Source organism: Promicromonospora sp. NPDC052451 (assembly GCF_044547525.1).
Classification (GTDB): domain Bacteria; phylum Actinomycetota; class Actinomycetes; order Actinomycetales; family Cellulomonadaceae; genus Promicromonospora.
Genome location: NZ_JBIUAP010000006.1, coordinates 220778 through 241803, shown reverse-complemented (window position 1 = coordinate 241803; position 21026 = coordinate 220778). Strand labels below are relative to the sequence as shown.

The window sequence follows — 21026 nt, the reverse complement described above, 5'->3', positions numbered from 1 at the left end:
TGGTTAATACCGTGATGTTGGTGGGTCGGGCGTACGCGCTATTCCAGCGGGCCCAGCAGCGACTGCGCCACCGTCGCGTGCGCCGAGTCGTCGCTGGAGGGGTGGAAGATCCCCGCCAGCACGTCGCGGTACAGCCGGCCCAGCTCCGAGCCGTTGAAGTAGGTGGAGCCGCCCGAGACCCGGATCGCCTGGTCCACGATCTCGCGCGCCGCCTCGGTGACGCGCACCTTCAGCCCGGCGGTCGCCCGGAACCAGCCCGCGCCGCGGTCCAGGGCGGGATCCGCCGCCGAGGCGTCCAGGTCGCGCGTGATCCCGTCGATCTGCAGCCAGACGGCGTCCTGCGCGAGCGCCATGTCGGCGATCCGCCGCCGCACGTCGGGGTCCTGCGCGTACGCCGTGCCGGTCTTCATCGACGTGCGGCGCCGCGCGGCATCGACGGCGAGCTCCAGCGCCCGGTCCGCGATGCCCGCGTACACCGACGACAGCAGCACCTCGAACGAGGTGAAGATGCCGAGCACGTACGGGTCCAGCGACGGCCCGGGCGGCAGCAGGCGCAGCACCCGGGCGGCCGGCGCGTGGGCGCCGTCGAGCATCGTGGTGCGCGACTGGGACGCACGCATGCCGATCGTGTCCCAGTCGTCGAGGATCTCGAACCCGCCACCGTCGCGGGTCACGAAGGCGTGCACGAGCCGGGGGTCCCCGCCCTTGCCGTCCGGCGCCTCCAGGCCCAGCACGCCCAGCCGCGTCCAGGCGGGGGAGTTGGACGTGAAGATCTTGCGGCCGTGGAACGTGTACCCACCCACGCCGTCGGGCCGGGCCTCGGTGCGCGAGCCGAGCAGCACCAGGTCGTTGCCCGGCTCGGAGTAGCCGAAGCCGAACACCTCGCCCGCCGCGGCCTCCGCCAGCAGCCAGTCCAGCGACGAGTCGCCGCGGTCGTGCAGGTAGCGGCCCACGCCCACCCATACGTGGTGCATGTTCACGGCCAGCGCGGTCGCCGGCGCGTGGGCGGCGAGGCGCGCCTGCTCGCGGGCGGTCTCGTGCAGGGTGCGGCCCGAACCACCGAGGGCCGTGGGGACCATCGCGCCGAGGTAGCCCGCGGCCTGGAGGTCGGCCAGGTCCTCGGCGAAGAAGGCGTTGTCGCGGTCGTAGTCGCCGGCGCGGTCCCGCATGCCGGCGAGCAGTTCCTCGGACAGGAGAAAAGTCACCCCATGAGGCTAGCCCCGGTGCGCAATGCCCGGCGTGGAAATTCCCGCCGGGAAGTGTGCCGGCCGGTGTCGCCCTCGACCCGTCCCGCCCTCTAGGCTGGGCCCGCGAAACTATTGGAGCACGCGTCAGTGAGACCGCGGTCGAAGGAGACAGCAGATGAGCGTGACCGACACGCAGGCCGCCACACGGCGCGACCTCGACCGGGCCGTCGAGGAGCTCAAGGTCGGTGCCGAACGGTGGGCGCACACCCCGGTCGCAGACCGCGCCGCGCTGTTCCGCAGGGTCCACGCGTCGGTCGCCGGTGCCGCCCAGGACTGGGTGGCCGCCGCGGTCGAGGCCAAGCAGATCGAGCCGTCCGCCCCCTACGCGGGCGAGGAGTGGATGACCGGCCCGTACGGCGCCCTGGAGAGCGCCGCCGCCTACGCGCGGTCCTGCGAGGCGCTCGCGGCCGGCGGTTCCCCGCTCGACGGGCTGCACGTCGGCGTGGCCCCCGGCAACCGGGTGGCGGTGCGGGTGCTGCCGCGCACCGCCCAGGAGTGGGTGCTGTTCAACGGCTTCCGGGCCGAGGTGTGGATGCCGCCGGGCGTGCCCGGACGTCAGGTGCGGGCCGAGGCCGGCCTGGGCGCGGGCAAGGTGGGGGAGTACGGCGGCGTCGGGCTGGTGCTCGGTGCGGGCAACATCTCGTCCATCGCCCCGCTCGACGCGTTCTACGAGCTCGTCGCGCACAACCGCGCCTCGCTGGTCAAGCTCAACCCCACGTTCGACGGCCTGCTGGACGTCTACCGTGCGGCGCTCGCGCCCCTGGTCGAGGCGGGGGTGGTGCGGGTGGTCACGGGCGACGCCGCCGTCGGCGCCTACCTCACTCGGCACGACGGCATCGACAAGGTGCACGTCACCGGGTCCGCCGGCACGCACGACGCCATCGTGTGGGGCACCGGCGAGGAGGCCGTGCGGCGCCGCGCCGCGGGCGACCCGCAGCTGACGGTGCCGATCACGAGCGAGCTGGGCGGCGTGGCCCCGATGATCGTGGTGCCGGGCCGCTGGAGCGCTGCCGACCTGCGGTTCCAGGCCGAGCACCTGGTGTCCATGCGCCTGCACAACGCCGGGCACAACTGCGTGGCGGGCCAGGTGGTCGTGCTGTCGGCCGACTGGGCGCAGAAGGACGACTTCCTCGCGGAGCTGCGTGCCGCCCTGGCGCGGATGCCCGCCCGCGACCCCTGGTACCCGGGCACGGACGCGAAGGTGGCCCGGGCCCGGGACGTCCACCCGCGGGCGGAGCACCTGGCCGGCCGGATCCTGACCCGGGTCGAGCCGGGCGACCCGGCCTGCACCGACGAGTACTTCGCGGCCGTCCTGGCGTGGACCGAGGTGCCGGGACACGGGGCCGAGTTCCTGCGCGCGGCCGTCGGTCTCGCCAACGACTCCCTGTCCGGGACGCTCGGCGCCAACGTCGTCGTGCGGCCGCAGGACCGCCGGGCGATGGGCCCGGCGTTCGACGGGCTGATCGCCGACCTGCGCTACGGCACCGTCGCGATCAACGCGTGGACGGGCGTGAGCTTCCTGCTGCCGGGCGCCACCTGGGGCGCGTACCCGGGGCACACGCTCGCCGACGTCGGCTCCGGCATCGACGTGGTGCACAACGGGCACCTGCTGTCCGGGCCGGAGCGGACAGTCCTGACCGGCCCGTTCCGGCCGTTCCCGCGCAGCGTGCTGCGCGGCGAGCTCTCGCTCTTCCCGAAGCCGCCGTGGTTCAGCGGTTCCCGCAGCGGCACCGAGACGGGCCGGGCCCTGACCCGGTACGCGGCGGCGCCGTCGTGGGGCCGGCTGGTGCCGGTGCTGCTCGCGGCGTTCCGGGCCTGACGGCCCGTCACCGCGGCCGGTCCGCCGGCACCGGCGGCCCGACCGCGGGGGCGACGCCGGGCGCCGGTCCGTGCGCGCGGCGCCGTCTGCCGCGACAATGCTCGTGCGTCATGCTCGTGCGCCGGACGACGAGGTCCGGCGCCCCGACCGCAAGGAGACCGAAGATGGTTGTCCGCAGCCCGCTGCCCGACGTGGAGATCCCGTCCGTCAGCGTCCACGAGTACCTGTTCGGTGACATCACGCCCGAGGACCAGGACCGGGTGGCGGTGGTCGACGGCGTCAGCGGGTCGGTCACGACGTTCCGCTCGCTCCTGGCCCAGATCGACGCGGTGGCGGGCGCGGTGGCGGCCCGCGGTCTCGGCGTCGGTGACGTCGTGGCCCTGCACGCGCCGAACGTGCCCGCGTACGTGACCGTGTTCCACGGCCTGCTGCGGGCCGGGGTCACCGTGACCACCGTGAACGCCCTGGCCAGCGCCCCCGAGGTGACCAAGCAGCTTGCCGACTCCGGTGCGCGGCTCCTGATCACCGTCTCGGCGCTGCTCGCGGCGGGCGGCGCCGGGGCCCGGGACGCCGGCCTGGGCGACGACCAGGTCGTGGTGCTCGACGGCGCCGACGGTCACCTCTCCCTGGCCGACCTCCTGGCCGATCCGCACCCCGCCCCGGACGTGTCGTTCGACCCCGCCACCCACCTCGCCGTCCTGCCGTACTCGTCGGGCACCACGGGCCGGCCCAAGGGCGTCATGCTCACCCACACCAACCTCGTGGCGAACGTGGCGCAGACGCTGGCCATCGGCGTCGGCCGGGACGACGTGGTGCCGTGCGTGCTGCCGTTCTTCCACATCTACGGGATGACGGTGCTGCTCAACCTGGCCCTGCGCACCCGCGCGCGGCTGGTGACCCTCCCGCGGTTCGACCTGGGGCAGTACCTGGGGGTGATCCAGGAGCACCGGGCGACCTTCCTGTTCGTGGCGCCACCCATCGCGCTCGCCCTGGCCAAGCACCCGCTGGTCGGCGAGCACGACACGAGCAGCGTGCGGGCCGTGCTGTCGGGCGCCGCGCCGCTGGACGAGAAGCTCGCGGCGGCGGTCGCCGACCGGCTCGGCGTCCGGGTGCTGCAGGGTTACGGCATGACGGAGATGTCGCCGGTCTCGCACTGCATCCCGTTCGACCGCCCGGACATCTCGCCGGGCGCTGTCGGCCTGCTCGTGGCGGGCATGGAGGCGCGGATCGTCGACCCGGCCACCGGCACGGAGATCGACCAGCCGGCGCAGGGCGTCTCCGACCCGGGTGAGCTGCTGTGCCGCGGGCCCAACGTGATGCGCGGGTACCTCGGCAACCCGCAGGCGACGGCGGACACCCTGGAACCGGACGGGTTCCTGCACACGGGCGACATCGTGACGGTCGACGCCGGCGGTGTGTTCCGGGTGGTCGACCGGCTCAAGGAGCTCATCAAGTACAAGGGCTACCAGGTGCCGCCCGCCGAGCTGGAGGCGCTGCTGCTGACGCACCCCGGGATCGCCGACGCGGCGGTGATCGGCGTACCCGACGAGGAGGCCGGTGAGATCCCGAAGGCCTTCGTGGTGACCGCGCCGGGGGCGACGCTGACGGAGGCCGACGTCGTCGCGTTCGTCGCCGGGCAGGTGGCCCCGTACAAGAAGGTGCGCGCGGTGGAGTTCATCGAGGCGGTGCCGAAGTCGGCGTCCGGCAAGATCCTGCGCAAGGACCTCCGGGCGACCGCGGGATAGCCGGTTCCGGTAGTCTCGGCGCGATGTCGCAGCACACCGAACCAGCCTCCGTGGGGGACGGCGAGTCTCTCGTGCCGGCGCCGGCCGACGACCGCACGCCGGCCGCCGGCACGCCCGACGCCGCCGGGCGGACCCGCGTGGTGATCCTGTTCGGCGGGCGCTCCGGGGAGCACGGCATCTCCGTGGCCACCGCCGGCGGCGTGCTGGGCGCGATCGACCGCTCGAAGTACGACGTGGTGCCCGTGGGCATCACGTCGCAGGGGCAGTGGGTCATCGCGGCCGACGAGCCCGAGCGCTGGGCGATCACCGAGGGCCAGGCCGCGGAGGTCCCGGCGTCCGCGGCCGAGGTGGTGCTCCCGCTGACCGTCGGCGACTCCGCGCTGCGCGTCATGGAACCGGGCCAGGTGCCGTCCGCCCTCGCGGACGTCGACGTCGTGTTCCCGCTGCTGCACGGCCCGTACGGCGAGGACGGCACCCTCCAGGGCCTGCTGGAGCTGGCCGACGCCCGGTACGTCGGGTCCGGCGTGCTGGCCTCCGCCGTCGGCATGGACAAGCACTTCATGAAGATGGTGCTCGGCGCGCAGGGCCTGCCCGTCGGCCCCTGGGCGGTGATCAAGCCGGGCGACTGGGAGCGGCGGCACGACGACGTGCTGCGCTCCGTCGAGGCGCTGGGCCTGCCCGTGTTCGTCAAGCCGGCCCGCGCCGGGTCGTCGCTCGGCGTGACCCGGGTGGACACGCTCGACGACCTGCCCGCCGCCGTCGAGGAGGCCCGCCGGCACGACCCGAAGGTGATCGTCGAGGCCGCGATCGTCGGCCGGGAGATCGAGTGCTCGGTGCTCGGCGGGCGCCACGGCGAGCGGGCCCGCGCGTCCCTGCCGGGCGAGATCGTGGTCACCGACGAGTCCAAGGACTTCTACGACTACGAGTCCAAGTACTTCGACGAGTCCGCGGTGGAGCTGAGCTGCCCCGCCGACCTGCCGGACCACCTCACCAAGGAGGTCCAGGAGATCGCCGTGCGCACGTTCGAGGCGGTCGACGCCGAAGGGCTGGCCCGCGTGGACGTGTTCGTCACGCCGGACGAGCGGGTGGTCGTCAACGAGATCAACACCATGCCGGGCTTCACGCGGTACTCGATGTACCCGCGCATGTGGCAGGCCTCCGGGATGAGCTATCCGGAGCTGATCGACGAGCTCGTCCAGCTCGCCCTCGAACGGCCCACCGGCCTGCGCTGATCGCCTGTACCCTGCCTCTGACCACGGCCGGGACCCTCCGGCGGGGCGCTGAGGAGGCAGGATGCTGGGCGAGCCGCGCTACAAGTACGCGGTACGTGAGGTACGGGTCGCGAACGGTGTGCTCACCATCGGGCTGACCTCGTTCGCGCTCGGCAACGTCATGCGGCTCGAGGTGATCGGCGTGGCCAGGCCGCAGCCCATCGGCGCCTGGGCCAACCAGGTGGCCTACCCGTTCGGCATCGTCGCGGTGGTGGTCCTGCTGCTGCGGATGGCAGGGGCGGACGGCATTCCGTGGGAGGCGGCGCTCGCGATGGCGTGCGCGGGCGCGGCGTGGCCCGCGGCCCGCTTGTGGCAGCGGACCGGGTTCTGGAAGCCGGTGTGGAAGTACCCGGTGTTCGCCCTGCAGATGGTCACCGCCTCGCAGCACGTGCACCGTCTCTGCGCGCACGACTCCCGGCACCTGGCGGCGCTGGCGGAGCTGGTGAGCGCGGCGATGAAGGACCCGTCGATCTCCTACAGCGGCACGGTCCTGCTCATCACGAACGCCGACGCGCTGCACACCATGGAGGCCGGCAAGGACTCGATGGTGCGGTGAGCGCGGGTCAGCGCACCGTCGGGTGCGGGTCCAGCCCCATCTGCGCCAGCAGCGCGGAGACCATGTCCTCGTGCAGCGCCACGTGGTCGCCGAACGCGAACTCCTGGTGCCCGTACACGGCCATGCACTGCAGCCCGTAGACCTGCCGCCAGGCCGTGACCATCAGGTGCGCGACGCCGAGCGGCAGGTCCGGCCCGCCCACCGCGTCCCGGTACCGGCGCACCTGGTCGGCCAGCGCGGGGTCGATGTCGTCGTCGGCCGGGTGCGGCACGCCCGACGCCGCGAGCGTGCGGAACAGCGGTACGTAGTGGCCCCCGACCATCTCGGCCATGCGGCGCTGGAGGGTGTGGCTGGTGGTGCCGTCCGGCAGCTCGGCACGGATGCCGGAGCCGATGACCAGGTCGAACTCGGCCGGGTTGCGGACCGCCCAGTCGAGGGACACCCGCGAGGAGGCCACGAGCGCGGCCGCGACGTCCCCCGGTTCCTGCCGCGCGACGGCGGCGCCGAGCTGGTCCAGCACCTCCTCGACGATGAGCACGCAGAGCTGGGCGATGACGTCCTGCCGGTTCTCGAAGTGCCGGTACAGCGCGGGCGGCGTGACGCCGACCTCCTTGGCGACGGCGGCCATCGTGAGCTTGCTCAGGCCGTGCTGCCCGGCGAGCTGGTGGCGGGCCGCGGCGAGCACGTCGCGGCGCAGCTCGTCACGCAGCCGCTCGCGCCGCGACTGGACGGGCCGGACGGTGGGGGCTGGTGCTGGGCTCACTGACACTCCTTCGTGGCAGGTACCTGCGTGACGGCCGATGCGAGGTCCGCGATGAACGACGTCGAGTGGTCCTCGGTGACCGCCGGCGGCACGACCACCTCGACCGCGGGCTCGCGGCCGTAGGTGACGAACGACCACGTGCCCTTGTCGTCGGTCGTGACGATCCAGTCGACGGCGGTCCCGTCGCCGGAGTCCACGTGCTGGCAGTCGGCCGACGGGCCGAGCTGGGCCACGCCGCACCGCATGGTGACCGCGCCGCCGGGCTCGCCCCAGGCCGCCGTGGCCTGGGAGTCGGTGGGGACCTTGGGCAGATCGCCGCCGAGCTCGTCCGGCACGGCGAGCATGACCTCCGCGCACTTCGGGTCCGCGGCGTGCGGCGCCGCCTCCACGCCGATGGTCCGCGCACACCCCGCCAGCGCCACGACGGTGAGGAAGGCGGCGGTCGATGCGGCGAGGAATCGGGCGGCGAGCACGGAGATACGTTACCCGGCCCCCGATGGTGGACGTCCCTTATGGTCTACCAGTGAACGGTGCCCCCACACTCCGCGTCCGTGACCTCTCCGAGGAGCAGATCCTCGAGCACATCGTGCCCCTGCTGCCCCGGGGCGATGCCACGCTGGTCGGCCCGGGCGACGACGCCGCGGTGCTCGCGGCGCCCGACGGCCGGTTCGTGGTCTCGACCGACGTGCTCGTCGAGGACCGGCACTTCCGCGCCCGCTGGTCCACGGGGTACGACGTCGGACGCCGGGCCGCCGCGCAGAACCTCGCCGACGTCGCGGCCATGGGCGCGCGACCCACCGCGCTGGTCACGTCGCTGGTGGTGCCCGGGGACACCGACCTGGAGTGGGTGACCGGCCTGGCCCGGGGCCTGGCGGACGGCTGTGCCCCGGTCGGGGCGGGGGCCGTGGGCGGGGACCTCGCGGGCGGACCCTGCCTGATGGTGAGCGTGACGGTGCACGGTGACCTGGAGGGGCGGGCGCCCGTGCTGCGGTCCGGGGCCCGGCCGGGCGACGTCGTCGCGCACGCCGGGGTGCAGGGCTGGTCCGCCGCGGGGCTGGCGCTCCTGGAGGCCGGGCTGGTGCAGGCCCCGCTGTCGTCGGCACCGCTGGAGGTCACCGACGGCGTGGTGCTCGAGGACGCCTGGGAGCGGCTGGTCGCCGCGTACCTGCGGCCGGATCCGCCGCTCGCCGCGGGCATCGCGGCCGCCAGGGCGGGGGCCACGGCGATGCTCGACGTCTCGGACGGCCTGCTGCGGGACGCCGGCCGGGTCGCCCGGGCGAGCGGCGTCCGGCTCGATCTCGACCCGGACGCGTTCCCTGCGGGCCGGGCGGAGCTGCGGTCGGCGGCCCGCGCCGTCGCGGCCGCCACGGGACTGGGCGACCCGGGGTGGGGTCCGGGGCGCTCGGACGTCGACGGGCTGACCGACGCGTGGGTCTGGTCGGGTGGTGAGGACCACGGGCTGCTCGCGACGTTCCCGGCCGGGACGGTGCTGCCGGCGGGCTGGACCGCCGTCGGCCGGGTGCTGGATCCCGGGTCTGCTGCGGCCGGGTCTGCTGCGGCCGGGTCTGCTGTGACCGGGTCTGCTGCGGCCGGGTCCGCTGTGATCGGGGACGTCACGATCGGTGGCGAGGCACCGACGGCGACCCCGGGCTGGGACCACTTCCGGGCGTGAGGTCGGCACCCTCCTGGCGAGGTCGGCACTTTGCACCGAGATCGGTACAGGCCTGTGCCGACTTCGAAGCAAGGTGCCGACCTCGCCAGGAGCGTGCCGACCTCAGCCCTTGCGGAAGCGAAGCTGCTTGAGCGGGCGGCCGCCGATGTCGTCGATGCGCTCCGTGCCATCGTGCTGGAAGCCGTGGCGGCGGTAGAAGTGCTGCGCGCGCTCGTTGCCCTCCAGGATCCAGAGGCTCACGACGGTGCCCGGGGCCAGCCCGTCGAGCACCGTGCGCATCAGGTCGCGGGCCACGCCGCTGCCCCAGGCGCGCGGATGCAGGTAGATGGCGTAGATCTCGAGGTCGCCCGGGTCGGCGTCCTCGTCGCGGCACGGGCCCACGCTCGTGAAGCCGACCGTGCCCTGCTCGTCCTCGGCGACCAGCACCGTCGTGTCGCGCGCGCCGACGGCGGAGGTCCACTGGCCGGCGCGCTGCGTGACGTCGAGCGACGCCAGGTAGGAGTCGGACAGGATCTCGGAGTAAGCACCACGCCAGGACGCGATGTCGACGCGGGCGATGGCCTCGGCGTCGGTTCGTGTCGCTGGGCGGATGGTCACGTCTTCCGGTGCCATCATGACCTCACCTTTTCACCCGGTGGTGGTCGGCGCAACCACCTCTTGGGTCCAGACTTAAGGTTACGGGAACGCCGAAGACGCCCACCAGGCGTTCCTGGTGGGCGTCTTCGCGAAAAGCTGTGCGGATCGCGTCAGCGACCCGGCTGCGGCAGCGTCAGGCCGAGACCTTACGCGTGACCTTGCCGGCCTTGAGGCAGGAGGTGCACACGTTGACGCGCTTCGGGGTACCGCCCACGATCGCGCGGACGCGCTGGATGTTCGGGTTCCAGCGGCGCTTGGTGCGGATGTGGGAGTGCGAAACGCTGTGCCCGAAGCCCGGGCCCTTGCCGCAGACGTCGCAGTTGGCAGCCACGGTGTCTCCTGAATGTCGTGCACGCCTGTGCAGAACGACAGCACGACGTGATGGATGGTCTAAGGGGGACGCCCGGACACCTCGGAGCGAACAACGCTTCTCGGCCGACCAGGCAACTTCGACAGAGTACCCGATCGCGGGCCGGGCCCTCAAACCGTAGCGCCGAGGTGGTGCGTCACACCTGGCGCCGGACGGGGCTGTGGATCGTCGCACGCGAGTGCCTCGGCCGCTGGGTACGGTGGGATCCGTCCGCGGGCAGGTGCCCGGGGGCGTCCGGTGCCGTGCCCGTGCGCGGCCCGTCCCGTGCCACGTCCAGGAGGGCAGAGCGTGACCGACGTCGACAGCGGCAGCAGGGCGACCGGACCCGGGCCGTTCCCCGCCGGCGTCCGTCTGGACGACCCGGCGGTGGTGCGTACCTGGACCCGCGGCGCGACCGCAGCCCTGCGGCGTGAGCGTGGCGCGATCGACCGGGTCAACGTCTTCCCTGTGGCGGACGCCGACACCGGCACCAACCTCTACCTGACCCTGCGGGAGGGGGAGCGAGCCGTCGAGCGTGCGCCCGCCGACGCGAGCGGACCGGAGCTCCTGGCGACCCTCGCGCGGGCGGCCCTGCTGGGCGCCCGCGGCAACTCCGGCGTGATCCTCAGCGAGTGGCTGCGCGGGCTGGCGGTCGCCGCACGGCGCGGGGGCGACGCCGCCGACCTGCTCCGGCGGGCCGCGGTGTCCGCGCGGTCCGCGGTCGAGCGGCCGGCCGAGGGGACCATCCTCACCGCGGCGGACGCGGCGGCGGACGCGGCGGCGGACACCGCACTGGGTATGGCGGCGGACGTCGCAGCGGATACGGCGGCGGACGCAGCGGCCGGCGCCGTGCGCGGGCCGGAGGCCGGGCCGGGCCGCGGCGCGGGCGGGGACACCGCCGCCGTGGCCGCAGCGGCGGCAGCGGCCCGGGCCGCAGCCCGGTCGAGCCGGGACGAGCTCGACGCCCTGCGGACGGCGGGTGTGCTCGACGCCGGGGCGCTCGGCCTGGTTCTCGTGCTCGACGCGCTGGTGGCGGCGGTGTCCGGGCTGCCGGCCGCTCCCGGGGTGGAGCCGGCGCCCGGCGGAGTGTCAGTGGCGGACGGCAGCATGGACACCGTGAACCTGGACGAGCTGCTGGACGCCGCCGCGGGGTTCCCCGTGCCCCGGCCCGCGGAGCCGCACGGCGCACCGCACGGCACCGGCGCGCTGGAGCTGATGTTCGTGCTCACGGGCCCGGTCGGGGACGGCCCGGAGTCCGTGGCGGCCGGGCTGCGCAGCGCGCTCGCCGAGGTGGGCGACTCGGTGGTCGTGGTCGGCGGGGACGCCGGCACGGGCACGGGTGTGTGGCAGGCGCACGTCCACACCGACCGCCTCGACGCCGCGCTCGCCGTCGCGGCGGCCGCCGGTCGTGCGGGGACGCTCGCCCAGGTGCACGTGCGGCACCTGGAGGCGGCCGGGCAGCACGAGTGGGGCGTGGTCGCGGCCACCGCGGCCCCGGCGCTGGCGGCGGAGCTGGCGCGGGCCGGCGCCGTCGTGCTGCTGACGGGCGGGGTCGAGGCCGTGGTGGAGCCGCTGACGCCCGACGACGTGGGGCGGGCCGCCGGGTCGACCGGCGCGCGGCGGGTGCTGTTCCTCGGGCCGGGGGCGGCGTCCGCGGGCGAAGGGACGCCCGGCGTCGCGGACACGGCGGCGGCCGATGCAGCGGGTGCCGATGCAGCGGGTGCCGATGCAGTGGCGGCCGATGCAGTGGCGGCCGGCGCGGGCACGCCGTTCGACGTCGGCGAGGTGGTGGCCGTGACGACGCCGTCGGACGTGCACGCCGTGGTGGCGCTCGCGGCCCTCGGGACGGTGCTGCCGTTCGGCGTGCCGGCCGACCCCGGCGTCGACGCGCGCACGGTGGTGACCGACGCGCTCGACGGGCTCGTCGTGGTGACGGCGGGAGCCGACGGTGCGACCGGCGTCCTGCACGGTGCCGCCGGCCCCGCGACCACGGTCGTGACGGCTCTGCTGGACGCCGGCGTCCCGGACGACCTGCCCGAGCGTCTCGCGGCGACGCTCGCCGGGCGCGCACCGGACGCCGAGCTCGTGGTGCTGGCGACCGGCCTCCCGGGCGACGGTGTGCGCCTGGGCGTGGAGTCCGGCGTCGGGCAGGAGACGGAGGGGGACGCATGACCGCACGGGTGGAGGAGCGGTTGGAGCGCGCGTTCGACAAGCGCACCGCGACGGCGCTGGGCAAGCTCGGGCTGCGCACCGTGGGCGACCTGCTCGGGCACTACCCGCGCCGGTACGCGGACCCGGGTGCGCTGGAGGACATCGCGGCCCTCCAGGTCGGCGAGCACGTGACCATCCTGGCCAAGGTCGAGCAGGCGACCGTACGGCCCATGCGCAACCGCAACGGGGCGCTGATGGAGGTGGTCGTGACGGACGGGACCAGCCGGCTCTCGCTCACCTTCTTCGGCAAGCACCGCGGCTCGCTCTACAGCCACGAGAAGCGGCTCGTGCCCGGCGCGAAGGGCCTGTTCACGGGCACCGTCGGGCTCTACCGGGGCACACGCCAGCTCACGCACCCGGACTTCACGCTCATGGGGGAGGAGTCCGACCTCGACAGCGACGAGGCGCTCCTGGAGCACGCCACCAAGCCCATCCCGATCTACCCGGCGGCGGCCGGCATCCCGAGCTGGAAGATCCAGGGCGCCCTGCGGGTGGTGCTGGACACCCTGACCGATGCCGACGTGCCCGACCCGGTGCCCGACGAGGTCCGGGAACGCCATGGCCTGCCCGGCCGGGCCGCGGCCCTGCGCAGCCTGCACCGGCCCGCGACCATGGAGGAGGCCTACCGGGCGCGGCACCGGATGCGGTTCGAGGAGGCGTTCGTGCTGCAGGCGGCGCTCGCGCAGCGCCGCGCGCGCACGGCGGCCGAGGACGCCACCGCCCGCCCGCCGCTGCCCGCGGGCACGCCCGGCCTCCTGGCCGACTTCGACGCGTCGCTGCCGTTCACGCTCACCGACGGCCAGCGCTCCGTGGGGCAGGAGATCGCCGCCGAGCTCGCCGACCCCCGCCCCATGCACCGCCTGCTCCAGGGTGAGGTGGGCAGCGGCAAGACGGTGGTCGCGCTGCGCGCCATGCTCCAGGTGGTCGACGCCGGCGGCCAGGCCGCGCTGCTCGCCCCCACCGAGGTGCTGGCCGCGCAGCACGCCCGGACCCTGCGCACCCTCCTCGGTCCCCTGGCGGAGGGCGGCACGCTGTTCGGGGCGGAACGCACGGGCGCGAGCACCCGCGTGGCGCTGCTGACCGGCTCGCTGGGCGCGAAGGCGCGCAAGGAGGCGCTGCTGCAGGCCGCGAGCGGGGAGGCCGGGATCGTGGTCGGCACGCACGCGCTGCTGTCGGAGCACGTCCAGTTCGCCGACCTCGGGCTCGTGGTCGTGGACGAGCAGCACCGGTTCGGCGTCGAGCAGCGGGACGCGCTGCGGGCCAAGGGGCGCGTGTCGCCGCACCTGCTGGTCATGACTGCCACGCCCATCCCGCGGACCGTGGCGATGACCGTGTTCGGCGACCTCGAGACGTCGTCCCTCACCGAGGTGCCTGCCGGCCGCGCGGGCATCACCACCGTCGCCGTCCCGGCCCGCAACGTGCGCTGGACCGACCGCACCTGGGCGCGCGTCCGCGAGGAGGTCGACGCCGGCCGCCGCGCCTACGTCGTGTGCGCGCGGATCCACCCGGACGAGGACCAGACGGGCGCTGCCGGCGTGAGCGGCCGGGCCGCGGCGAAGGACTTCGACGACGTGCCCGAGTTCCTCGACCCGGCGGACCCTGGCACCGACGGCGCCGCCGACCGGCCCCCGCTGCGCGCCGTGCTCGAGGTGGTCGAGGAGCTGCGCTCGCGGCCCGAGCTGACCGGCGTCGAGATCGGCGTCCTGCACGGGCAGATGCCACCCGACCAGAAGGACGCGGCCATGGCCGCGTTCGCCTCCGGCGAGGCACCCGTGCTCGTCTCGACCACGGTGGTCGAGGTGGGCGTGGACGTCCCCGAGGCAACGGCGATGGTCATCTTCGACGCCGACCGGTTCGGCATCTCCCAGCTCCACCAGCTCCGCGGCCGCGTGGGCCGTGGCACCGACCCGGGCCTGTGCCTCCTCGTGTCCGACGCCGAGCCGGGCACGCCGGCCTTCGCGCGCCTGGAGGCGATGACCCAGACCACCGACGGCTTCAAGCTCGCGAACCTGGACCTGGAGCTGCGCAGCGAGGGCGACGTGCTCGGGGCCGCCCAGTCCGGCCGGGCGAGCTCCCTGCGGCTGCTGCGGGTGGTCAAGGACGCCGGGCTCATCGAGGAGGCCCGTACCGCAGCCACCGACGTCGTGCGGGCGTCGCCCGACCTGACGGAGTTCCCGGAGCTCGCCGCCGCGATCCGGGCACAGCTCGACGAGGACCAGGAGGAGTTCCTGGAACGCACGTGAGGACCGGGTGAAAGGGATGACCCACGCCTTACGTTCGAAACAGGCAAACGATAGAGTCCCCGCCGATGACGGTCGACGCGAGGCATGCGATACACAGCGACAGGCCCGCGAAGACCGCGTGGCAGCGTGGCAGGCTGCTGGCGCTCGGATCCGTGCTGGTCGCGGCGCTGCTGCTGGGCCACGAGCTCGTGCCCAACCGGTGGGGAAACCTCGGCAGCCTGGTCCAGACCTTCCTGCCCTGGCTCGGGCTCGCCGTACCGCTGGGCATCCTCGCCGCCCTGGTGCGGCGGTCGGCGCTCGCGATCCTCGTCGTCCTGCTGCCGCTCGTCGCCTGGATCTGGGTCTTCCTGCCACAGATTCGCCCGCCGGAGCCGGCCCCCGCGGACCTGACGGTGGTGCAGCACAACGCGAGCGACACCAACACCGACGTGGCGGGCACGGCCGAGGTGCTGCTCGCCGCCGAACCCGATGTCGTGACCCTCACCGAGGTCTCCCGGGAGACGGCCGAGCAGTACACGCGCGCGTTCGGGGAGGCGCTGCCCCACCACGAGACGCAGGGCACCGTCGGCGTCTGGTCGCGGTACCCGCTGCGTGACGCGACCCCCGTGGACATCCGGCCCGAGGGCGTCGAGGCGACCTGGGACCGGTGCCTGCGCGTGGTGATCCGGCGCGAGGACGCCGCCGTCACGCTGTTCGTGGCGCACCTCCCGTCGGTCCGGTTCGGGAGCGGCGGGTTCGAGACCGGGCTGCGCAACGCGAGCGCGCTGCAGCTCGCGGACGCCGTGGCCGCCGAGGAGAACGAGACGGTGCTCGTCGCGGGCGACCTCAACGCCGTCCTCGCCGACGACGCGATCGCACCCCTGACCAACCTCGTCACCGCGCCGACCACCGGCTTCGAGCTCACCTACCCGGCGACCTTCCCGGTGGTGCAGATCGACCACGTGCTCGCCCGCGGCGCCACGGTCACGGAGACCCGCGCCCTGCCCCGCACCCCGAGCGATCACCTCCCGATCCTGGCCCGCATCGACACCCCCTCTTCCTGACCCGACACGACCGTTGAGCGCGGGATGTTCGCCCTTCTTCGCGTGCCGGAGGGGCGAATATCCCGCACTCAACGGTGCCGGGGGCGGGTTAGGGTCGGGGGCGTGAGCAGGATCGTGGCGGGGGTGGTCGGCGGGCGGTCGATCGCGGTGCCCGCGAAGGGCACCAGGCCGACCAGCGACCGGGTCCGCGAGGCCGTCTTCTCCCGCCTGGAGCACCTCGACGTGCTCGACGGCGCCCGGGTGCTCGACCTCTACGCCGGCTCGGGCGCGCTCGGGCTGGAGGCCGCCAGCCGCGGCGCGGCCACGGTGACCCTCGTGGACAGCGCCCGCCCCGCGACCGACGTCGCCCGCCGGAACGTCGCCACGCTCGGCCTGACCGGCGTGCGCGTCGTCACCGACACCGCCGAGCGGTTCGCGGCGGCGCTCGCCGGGCCGGGGCAGGCTGCGGGCCCCGGGCTCGACCTCGTCTTCCTCGACCCGCCCTACGACCTCGGCGAGGACGCGCTCGCCGTCGTGCTGGCGCACCTGGCCGCGCCCGGCGTCCTGGCCGACGGCGCGGTGGTGGTCGTGGAGCGGTCGACCCGCACGCCGGAACCGGCCTGGCCCGACGGCCTGGAGCGGTTCGCCCGCAAGGACTACGGCGAGACGGTCGTGTACTACGCGGAGCCGGAGGTCCCGGACGCCGGCCCCGCGGATCCGTCGGATAGCGTGAGCGCGTGACCACCGTCGTCTGCCCCGGGTCCTTCGACCCCATCACCCTCGGCCACCTCGACGTGGTGCGCCGCGCCGCCACGATGTTCGACGACGTCGTGGTCGGCATCGCGAAGAACCCCGGCAAGTCCGGGCTGCTGGACCTGGAGACGCGCGCCTCGCTCGTGCGCGCCGCCGTGCACGGCGCAGCGCAGACGGACCCGGCGATGGCGCGGGTGCGGGTCGCCGTCGTGCCCGGACTGCTGGTCGACTTCTGCCGGGAGGCCGGAGCGGTCGCCGTGGTCAAGGGGCTGCGCGGCGGCGCGGACTTCGACGCCGAGCAGCCGATGGCCCTGATGAACCGGCACCTGTCCGGTGTGGAGACGATCTTCCTGCCGGGTGACCAGCGGTACGCGCACATCGCGTCGTCGCTGGTGAAGGACATCGTGCGGCACGGCGGACCGGTCGACGACCTGGTGCCCGCCGGGGTCGCCGAGGCGCTGCGCACCGCGCTGGCCCGCCCGCCCGCCGGGTCGTGAGCCCCCTCACGCCGTCCGCCGTGCGTGGCGCTCGCGTGATGTCGTAGGATTGGCTTTTGGTCCTTGGCGTGCGATCGTGCGCCGGCCCACCCCCTTCCTCGTCCACCCGGACAACCGTCTTCCTCGGAGCCTGCCATTTCCCGCGAACCGAACTCGCCGCTCGTGCTCGACACGCACGAGCTGTCTCGGCGTCCCGGAACGTCACGGACGCACACCGCGACCGTGCAGGCACCTGCCGACCTCGGCACCGCCGTGATCGGCATCCCGGAGGGTTCCGACCTGGAGCTGGACCTCCGGCTCGAGGCCGTGATGGAGGGCGTCCTGGTCTCCGGGACGGTCCGCGGCACGGTCCAGGGGGAGTGCAGCCGCTGCCTCGACCCGATCTCGTACGAGACCGTCGTCGACGTCACCGAGCTGTTCGCCTACCCCGAGAAGGCCGCCGCGTCGGCCGAGGCGGGGGACGACGAGGTCCAGGACGAGGAGTCCGTCCTGGAGGACGATCTGGCCGACCTGGAGCCTCCGCTTCGGGATTCGGTCGTCACTGCACTACCATTTCAACCGTTGTGCCGGGAGGACTGCCCGGGCCTGTGCTCCGAGTGCGGAGCGCGTCTGGCCGACGACCCCGGTCATCACCATGACGTAGTCGACCCTCGTTGGTCGGCGCTGCAGAGCATGCTCGAATCTACGAGCGTGTCGGACGAGACGAAAGAGAGCTAGCCGTGGCTGTTCCGAAGCGCAAGATGTCGCGCAGCAACACCCGTGCGCGTCGCTCGCAGTGGAAGACCACCGCAGCGACCCTCACCACCTGCCCGCAGTGCCAGGGCAACAAGCTGCCGCACACCGCGTGCCCCACGTGCGGCACCTACAAGGGTCGCACCTACCGCGACGCCCTGAAGACCGTTCACGCGGGCTGACGTGGCCAAGGGCGGGACGTCGCCGGCACGGCCGGAACCTACCGCGCTGCTCGAGAAGCTCGGGGTCCATCTGGACCCCGAGCTTCTTGTGCTGGCACTGACCCACCGGTCGTTCGCGCACGAGGCCGGGGGCATCCCCACGAACGAACGCCTGGAGTTCCTGGGCGACACCGTGCTGGGGCTCGTGGTCACCGAGGCGCTCTACCGGCGTCACCCGGACCTCTCCGAGGGCGATCTGGCGCGCATGCGGGCGGCGACGGTGTCGCAGCGCGCGCTGGCCGCCGTCGCGCGCACCCTGGGCCTGGGCAAGTACGTGCTGCTCGGCAAGGGTGAGATCCGCACGCGCGGCTTCGAGAAGGACTCGATCCTGTCCGACACGGTCGAGGCCCTGATCGGTGCCACCTACCTGTCGCACGGCCTGGAGACGTCGCGCGCGCTCGTGCACCGGCTCGTGGACGCGACGCTCGACGTCGCGGCGGGCCTGGGCGCCGGGCTGGACTGGAAGACGTCGCTCCAGGAGGCGTCCGCCGAGCGCGGCCTCGGCGCACCGGAGTACGTCGCCACGTTCGAGGGACCCGAGCACGCCCGGATCTTCCACTCGACCGTCGTGATCGACGGGGTCACCTACGGCTCCGGTTCCGGGTCCGCGAAGAAGCACGCGGAGCAGGGTGCCGCCGAGGAGACCTACCGGGCGCTCCTCCAGAAGTTCCCCCTCCCGGGGTCCGGGGACACGTCCGGCAGCAAGGCGTCGGCCGCCGGTGCCTGAGCTTCCCGAGGTCGAGACCGTCCGGGACGGCCTCGACCGCCTGGTGGTCGGCGCCGTCGTGCGCGACGTCGAGGTGTTCCGCGAGTACAGCGTGCGCCGGCACGACGGCGGCCCCGGCTCGTTCCGCGACCAGCTCGTGGGCCGGCGCCTGGCGGCAGCGGTGCGCCGCGGCAAGTTCCTGTGGCTGCCGCTGGAGCTCCCCGGGCCGGGGGACCGTGCGGCCGGGCCGGGGGACCGTGCGGCCGGGCCGAGCATCCAGGCGAGCGCCCCGCCCGGCGCCGGGCGTGCGCTGCCGAACACGCTGCAGACCGCGCTGCCGGCCGCTGCACTGCTGGCGCACCTGGGCATGTCGGGTCAGCTCCTCGTGCGCGGGGCGACGACCGGCGACCCCACGCCGGGCGACGGCGCCGTGGGCCCGGACGGCGCCACACCCGCTGACGACTGGCGGCACCCGCACCTGCGCGTCCGCCTGCACCTGACCGGCGCGCCGTCCGGTGCGCGCTACCTCGACTTCGTCGACCAGCGCACGTTCGGGCACCTGAGCGTCCAGGATCTCGTGCCGGACGGAGCGGCCTCGCCCGTCGCCTCGGCTGTCGCCTCGCCCGTCGTTTCGCCCGTCGCCTCGGCTGTCGCCTCGCCCGTCGCTTCGCCCGTCGCCTCGGCTGTCGCCTCGCCCGTGGCCGCAGCGTCTGCCCTGCCCGCTGCGTCGATCACATCCGCCCCGGCCGGTCACGGTTCGGACCTCCCGCTGCTCCCGGAGCCCGTGGCGCACATCGCCCGCGACCTGCTGGACCCGAACCTCGACCTGGACAGCCTGGTCCGGCGGGTGCGCCGGCGTCGGACACAGATCAAGCGCGCGCTCCTGGACCAGACGGTCGTGTCCGGCGTGGGCAACATCTACGCCGACGAGGCGCTGTGGCGCGCACAGGTGCACTGGGCGCGTGCGACCGACCGGCTCCGGGCCGCGGACGTGCGCCGGGTGCTGGATGCTGCGGCCGAGGTGATGCGCGAGGCGCTGGCCCAGGGCGGCACGAGCTTCGACGACCTGTACGTCAACGTCAACGGGCAGTCCGGTTACTTCGACCGGTCGCTGGCCGTGTACGGCCGGGAGAACGAGGAGTGCCGCCGCTGCGGCGCGCTGATCCGCCGTGACCCGTTCATGAACCGGTCGTCGTTCACGTGCCCCGTCTGCCAGCCCCGCCCGCGCACGCCGAGATGACGCCAGAACGCGCAGAGACGGCGAGATGACGCCCGAACGCAGAGAGTGCGCTTCTACCCAGCGATTGTGCCCAGAATCATTGCCGTTTTTGGGCCTAATCGCTGGGTAGAAGCGCACCTCCTGCCACACCCGCCCGGCCGGGAGCGTCGAGCGCGCCGGACTCGGCCGGGAGTGTCGAGCGCATCCGCCCGGGCCCGCCGCCCCGAGGCCTCGGGTCCGCTCCGTCGCCGCGGGCCCGCCGACGCCACGGCCCCCGCCCCGTCACCTCGCCCCCCCGCCCTGTCGAGCCACCCCGCGCTATCGCGCCGTCACGTTGCGGATCGGGCTGCCCGCCCGCCAGGCCGTGAGCTGGTCGGCCAGGAACTGGGCCGCTCGCCGGGGGCGCCCGCCCGCCACGTGCGGGGTGAGGATCAGGTTCGGCACGTCCCACAGCGGCGAGTCCGCGGGCAGCGGCTCGGTCTCCATGACGTCCAGGGCAGCGCCGGCGAGCCGCCCGGAGCGCAGCGCGTTCTCCAGGGCGGCCTCGTCGACGGTCGCGCCCCGGCCCACGTTCACGAACCGCGCGGTCGGCGGGAGCAGGCCCAGCAGGCGGGCGTCGAGGATGTGCCGGGTGGAGGGCAGCGCCGGCAGCAGCGAGACCAGCAGGTCGGTCTCGGCGAGCTGTGCCTCCAGGCCGTCCGCGCCCACCACCGGGTACCCGGCGCGCTCACCGGCACGGGAGGCGACGCCGGTGACCTGGGCACCGAGCGCGGTCAGCAGCGGGGCGAGCCGCAGGGCGATCGAGCCGAAGCCCCAGATCGTCACCCGTGCCTCGTCGAGCGTGTACTCGCGGCCGGTGACCGGGTCGGCCTGGGCGAACGTGATCTCCTTGGCCCAGCGGTGCTCCTGCTGGGCGGCGAGCGAGACGTCGATGCGGCGCACGGTGGCCAGGATCAGGGCGAGGGCGTGCTCGGCCACGGTGTCGTCGTGCAGCGACTGGCCCGAGGAGACGACGACGTCGGGCGCGAACCCGGCGCGGAGCACGACGTCCGGCCCCGCGGTCAGGGTCTGCACCCAGCGCACGCGGGTGAGCCGGCGGGCGGCGTCGGCGACGACCTTCGGCGGGCTGGACCAGGTGACCAGCACGTCGGCGTCGGTGTGCTCCTCGGGGACCGGCTCGTTCATCGCGTAGGCGACCACGCTGTCGGGGCCGCCGGGCGCGAAGGAGGCTCCGCCGTCGGGCAGGCGGGACGGGAAGTCGAGGTCGAACGGTACGTCCGGTACGAGGATCTTCACGCCGGGGACGTTACCGGACGGGCGCGGGTGTGCACCCACCACGCGGAACGCCCGCCGGGCCGGGGGAC

20 protein-coding genes are annotated in these 21026 nt (G+C 74.3%); 14 read left to right on the top strand and 6 right to left on the bottom strand.

The features are described 5' to 3' along the window. Positions 1 to 38 precede the first annotated feature (38 nt). Entirely contained in the window at positions 39 to 1169 is a 1131-nt protein-coding gene (locus ACIG47_RS12990; RefSeq protein WP_397431392.1) for an acyl-CoA dehydrogenase family protein, read from the bottom strand. Positions 1170 to 1362: 193 nt separating this feature from the next. Here ACIG47_RS12990 and ACIG47_RS12985 point away from each other — a divergent pair, with 193 nt between their 5' ends. The 4 genes from ACIG47_RS12985 (at position 1363) to ACIG47_RS12970 (ending at position 6638) form a co-directional block, all read left to right on the top strand. Further along, positions 1363 to 3066: an aldehyde dehydrogenase family protein gene (locus ACIG47_RS12985; RefSeq protein ID WP_397431195.1), complete on the top strand. Its 1704-nt coding sequence runs from the start codon at positions 1363 to 1365 to the stop codon at positions 3064 to 3066. Between the two features lie 164 nt (positions 3067 to 3230). After that, positions 3231 to 4811 (top strand): AMP-binding protein, encoded by a 1581-nt coding sequence (locus ACIG47_RS12980; RefSeq protein ID WP_397431193.1) that lies wholly within the window; start codon positions 3231 to 3233, stop codon positions 4809 to 4811. A 23-nt stretch (positions 4812 to 4834) separates the two neighbouring features. Next, on the top strand, positions 4835 to 6043 hold the full coding sequence (locus tag ACIG47_RS12975; RefSeq protein ID WP_397411473.1) for a D-alanine--D-alanine ligase family protein: 1209 nt from the start codon (positions 4835 to 4837) through the stop codon (positions 6041 to 6043). 61 nt (positions 6044 to 6104) lie between these two features. Next, positions 6105 to 6638 carry a hypothetical protein gene (locus tag ACIG47_RS12970; protein ID WP_397431192.1) on the top strand — a complete coding sequence of 178 codons (534 nt, stop codon included), beginning with the start codon at positions 6105 to 6107 and terminating at the stop codon, positions 6636 to 6638. A gap of 7 nt (positions 6639 to 6645) precedes the next feature. Here the strand turns inward: ACIG47_RS12970 and ACIG47_RS12965 are convergent, their stop codons facing one another. Together ACIG47_RS12965 and ACIG47_RS12960 are read right to left on the bottom strand one after the other, a co-directional pair. Continuing rightward, positions 6646 to 7401, bottom strand: a complete 756-nt coding sequence (locus tag ACIG47_RS12965) for a TetR/AcrR family transcriptional regulator (RefSeq protein WP_397431190.1) — start codon at positions 7399 to 7401, stop codon at positions 6646 to 6648. After that, positions 7398 to 7874: a DUF3515 family protein gene (locus ACIG47_RS12960; protein WP_397431189.1), complete on the bottom strand. Its 477-nt coding sequence runs from the start codon at positions 7872 to 7874 to the stop codon at positions 7398 to 7400. Before ACIG47_RS12960 ends, ACIG47_RS12965 begins: the two co-directional genes overlap by 4 nt. Before the next feature lie 23 nt (positions 7875 to 7897). On the opposite strand from ACIG47_RS12960, the gene ACIG47_RS12955 reads away from it, so the two are divergent. Further along, positions 7898 to 9073, top strand: coding sequence for a thiamine-phosphate kinase (locus ACIG47_RS12955; protein ID WP_397431187.1), 1176 nt, complete (start codon positions 7898 to 7900; stop codon positions 9071 to 9073). A 102-nt stretch (positions 9074 to 9175) separates the two neighbouring features. On the opposite strand, the gene ACIG47_RS12950 is transcribed toward ACIG47_RS12955, so the two are convergent. Further along, positions 9176 to 9688, bottom strand: coding sequence for a GNAT family N-acetyltransferase (locus tag ACIG47_RS12950; protein WP_397411463.1), 513 nt, complete (start codon positions 9686 to 9688; stop codon positions 9176 to 9178). Between the two features lie 154 nt (positions 9689 to 9842). Beyond that, positions 9843 to 10040 carry a 50S ribosomal protein L28 gene (gene rpmB, locus ACIG47_RS12945; protein ID WP_119143026.1) on the bottom strand — a complete coding sequence of 66 codons (198 nt, stop codon included), beginning with the start codon at positions 10038 to 10040 and terminating at the stop codon, positions 9843 to 9845. A 327-nt stretch (positions 10041 to 10367) separates the two neighbouring features. Between rpmB and ACIG47_RS12940 the strand changes: the two genes are divergently transcribed. The 9 genes from ACIG47_RS12940 (at position 10368) to ACIG47_RS12900 (ending at position 19683) form a co-directional block, all read left to right on the top strand. Continuing rightward, positions 10368 to 12230 carry a DAK2 domain-containing protein gene (locus tag ACIG47_RS12940; RefSeq protein ID WP_397431186.1) on the top strand — a complete coding sequence of 621 codons (1863 nt, stop codon included), beginning with the start codon at positions 10368 to 10370 and terminating at the stop codon, positions 12228 to 12230. Continuing rightward, entirely contained in the window at positions 12227 to 14512 is a 2286-nt protein-coding gene (locus tag ACIG47_RS12935; protein ID WP_397431184.1) for an ATP-dependent DNA helicase RecG, read from the top strand. Before ACIG47_RS12940 ends, ACIG47_RS12935 begins: the two co-directional genes overlap by 4 nt. Before the next feature lie 65 nt (positions 14513 to 14577). Then, a complete protein-coding gene (locus ACIG47_RS12930) occupies positions 14578 to 15555 on the top strand; it encodes an endonuclease/exonuclease/phosphatase family protein (protein WP_397431182.1) in 978 nt (325 codons plus the stop codon). Positions 15556 to 15657: 102 nt separating this feature from the next. Beyond that, positions 15658 to 16275 (top strand): 16S rRNA (guanine(966)-N(2))-methyltransferase RsmD, encoded by a 618-nt coding sequence (gene rsmD, locus ACIG47_RS12925; protein WP_397431181.1) that lies wholly within the window; start codon positions 15658 to 15660, stop codon positions 16273 to 16275. Then, entirely contained in the window at positions 16272 to 16784 is a 513-nt protein-coding gene (gene coaD / locus ACIG47_RS12920; protein ID WP_397431179.1) for a pantetheine-phosphate adenylyltransferase, read from the top strand. Before rsmD ends, coaD begins: the two co-directional genes overlap by 4 nt. A 162-nt stretch (positions 16785 to 16946) precedes the next feature. Next, on the top strand, positions 16947 to 17501 hold the full coding sequence (locus ACIG47_RS12915) for a YceD family protein (protein ID WP_397411451.1): 555 nt from the start codon (positions 16947 to 16949) through the stop codon (positions 17499 to 17501). Between the two features lie 2 nt (positions 17502 to 17503). Then, positions 17504 to 17698 carry a 50S ribosomal protein L32 gene (gene rpmF / locus ACIG47_RS12910; protein WP_108495103.1) on the top strand — a complete coding sequence of 65 codons (195 nt, stop codon included), beginning with the start codon at positions 17504 to 17506 and terminating at the stop codon, positions 17696 to 17698. Position 17699: 1 nt separating this feature from the next. Continuing rightward, positions 17700 to 18464, top strand: a complete 765-nt coding sequence (rnc, locus tag ACIG47_RS12905; protein ID WP_397411449.1) for a ribonuclease III — start codon at positions 17700 to 17702, stop codon at positions 18462 to 18464. Further along, positions 18457 to 19683: a DNA-formamidopyrimidine glycosylase family protein gene (locus tag ACIG47_RS12900; protein ID WP_397431177.1), complete on the top strand. Its 1227-nt coding sequence runs from the start codon at positions 18457 to 18459 to the stop codon at positions 19681 to 19683. The genes rnc and ACIG47_RS12900 overlap by 8 nt, the downstream gene beginning before the upstream one ends. 297 nt (positions 19684 to 19980) lie before the next feature. Here ACIG47_RS12900 and ACIG47_RS12895 read toward each other — a convergent pair whose 3' ends face one another. After that, entirely contained in the window at positions 19981 to 20958 is a 978-nt protein-coding gene (locus ACIG47_RS12895) for an NAD(P)-dependent oxidoreductase (RefSeq protein ID WP_397431175.1), read from the bottom strand. Positions 20959 to 21026 lie beyond the last annotated feature (68 nt).

What these genes read in the sequence shown, in the direction of transcription:
- ACIG47_RS12955 (WP_397431187.1), top strand. Translation starts at nt 7,898, where the DNA reads ATGGTGGACGTCCCTTATGGTCTACCAGTGAACGGTGCCCCCACACTC.
- ACIG47_RS12980 (WP_397431193.1), top strand. Translation starts at nt 3,231, where the DNA reads ATGGTTGTCCGCAGCCCGCTGCCCGACGTGGAGATCCCGTCCGTCAGC.
- ACIG47_RS12975 (WP_397411473.1), top strand. Translation starts at nt 4,835, where the DNA reads ATGTCGCAGCACACCGAACCAGCCTCCGTGGGGGACGGCGAGTCTCTC.
- ACIG47_RS12970 (WP_397431192.1), top strand. Translation starts at nt 6,105, where the DNA reads ATGCTGGGCGAGCCGCGCTACAAGTACGCGGTACGTGAGGTACGGGTC.
- ACIG47_RS12930 (WP_397431182.1), top strand. Translation starts at nt 14,578, where the DNA reads ATGACGGTCGACGCGAGGCATGCGATACACAGCGACAGGCCCGCGAAG.
- ACIG47_RS12935 (WP_397431184.1), top strand. Translation starts at nt 12,227, where the DNA reads ATGACCGCACGGGTGGAGGAGCGGTTGGAGCGCGCGTTCGACAAGCGC.
- ACIG47_RS12985 (WP_397431195.1), top strand. Translation starts at nt 1,363, where the DNA reads ATGAGCGTGACCGACACGCAGGCCGCCACACGGCGCGACCTCGACCGG.
- ACIG47_RS12950 (WP_397411463.1), bottom strand. Translation starts at nt 9,688, where the DNA reads ATGATGGCACCGGAAGACGTGACCATCCGCCCAGCGACACGAACCGAC.
- ACIG47_RS12990 (WP_397431392.1), bottom strand. Translation starts at nt 1,169, where the DNA reads ATGCGGGACCGCGCCGGCGACTACGACCGCGACAACGCCTTCTTCGCC.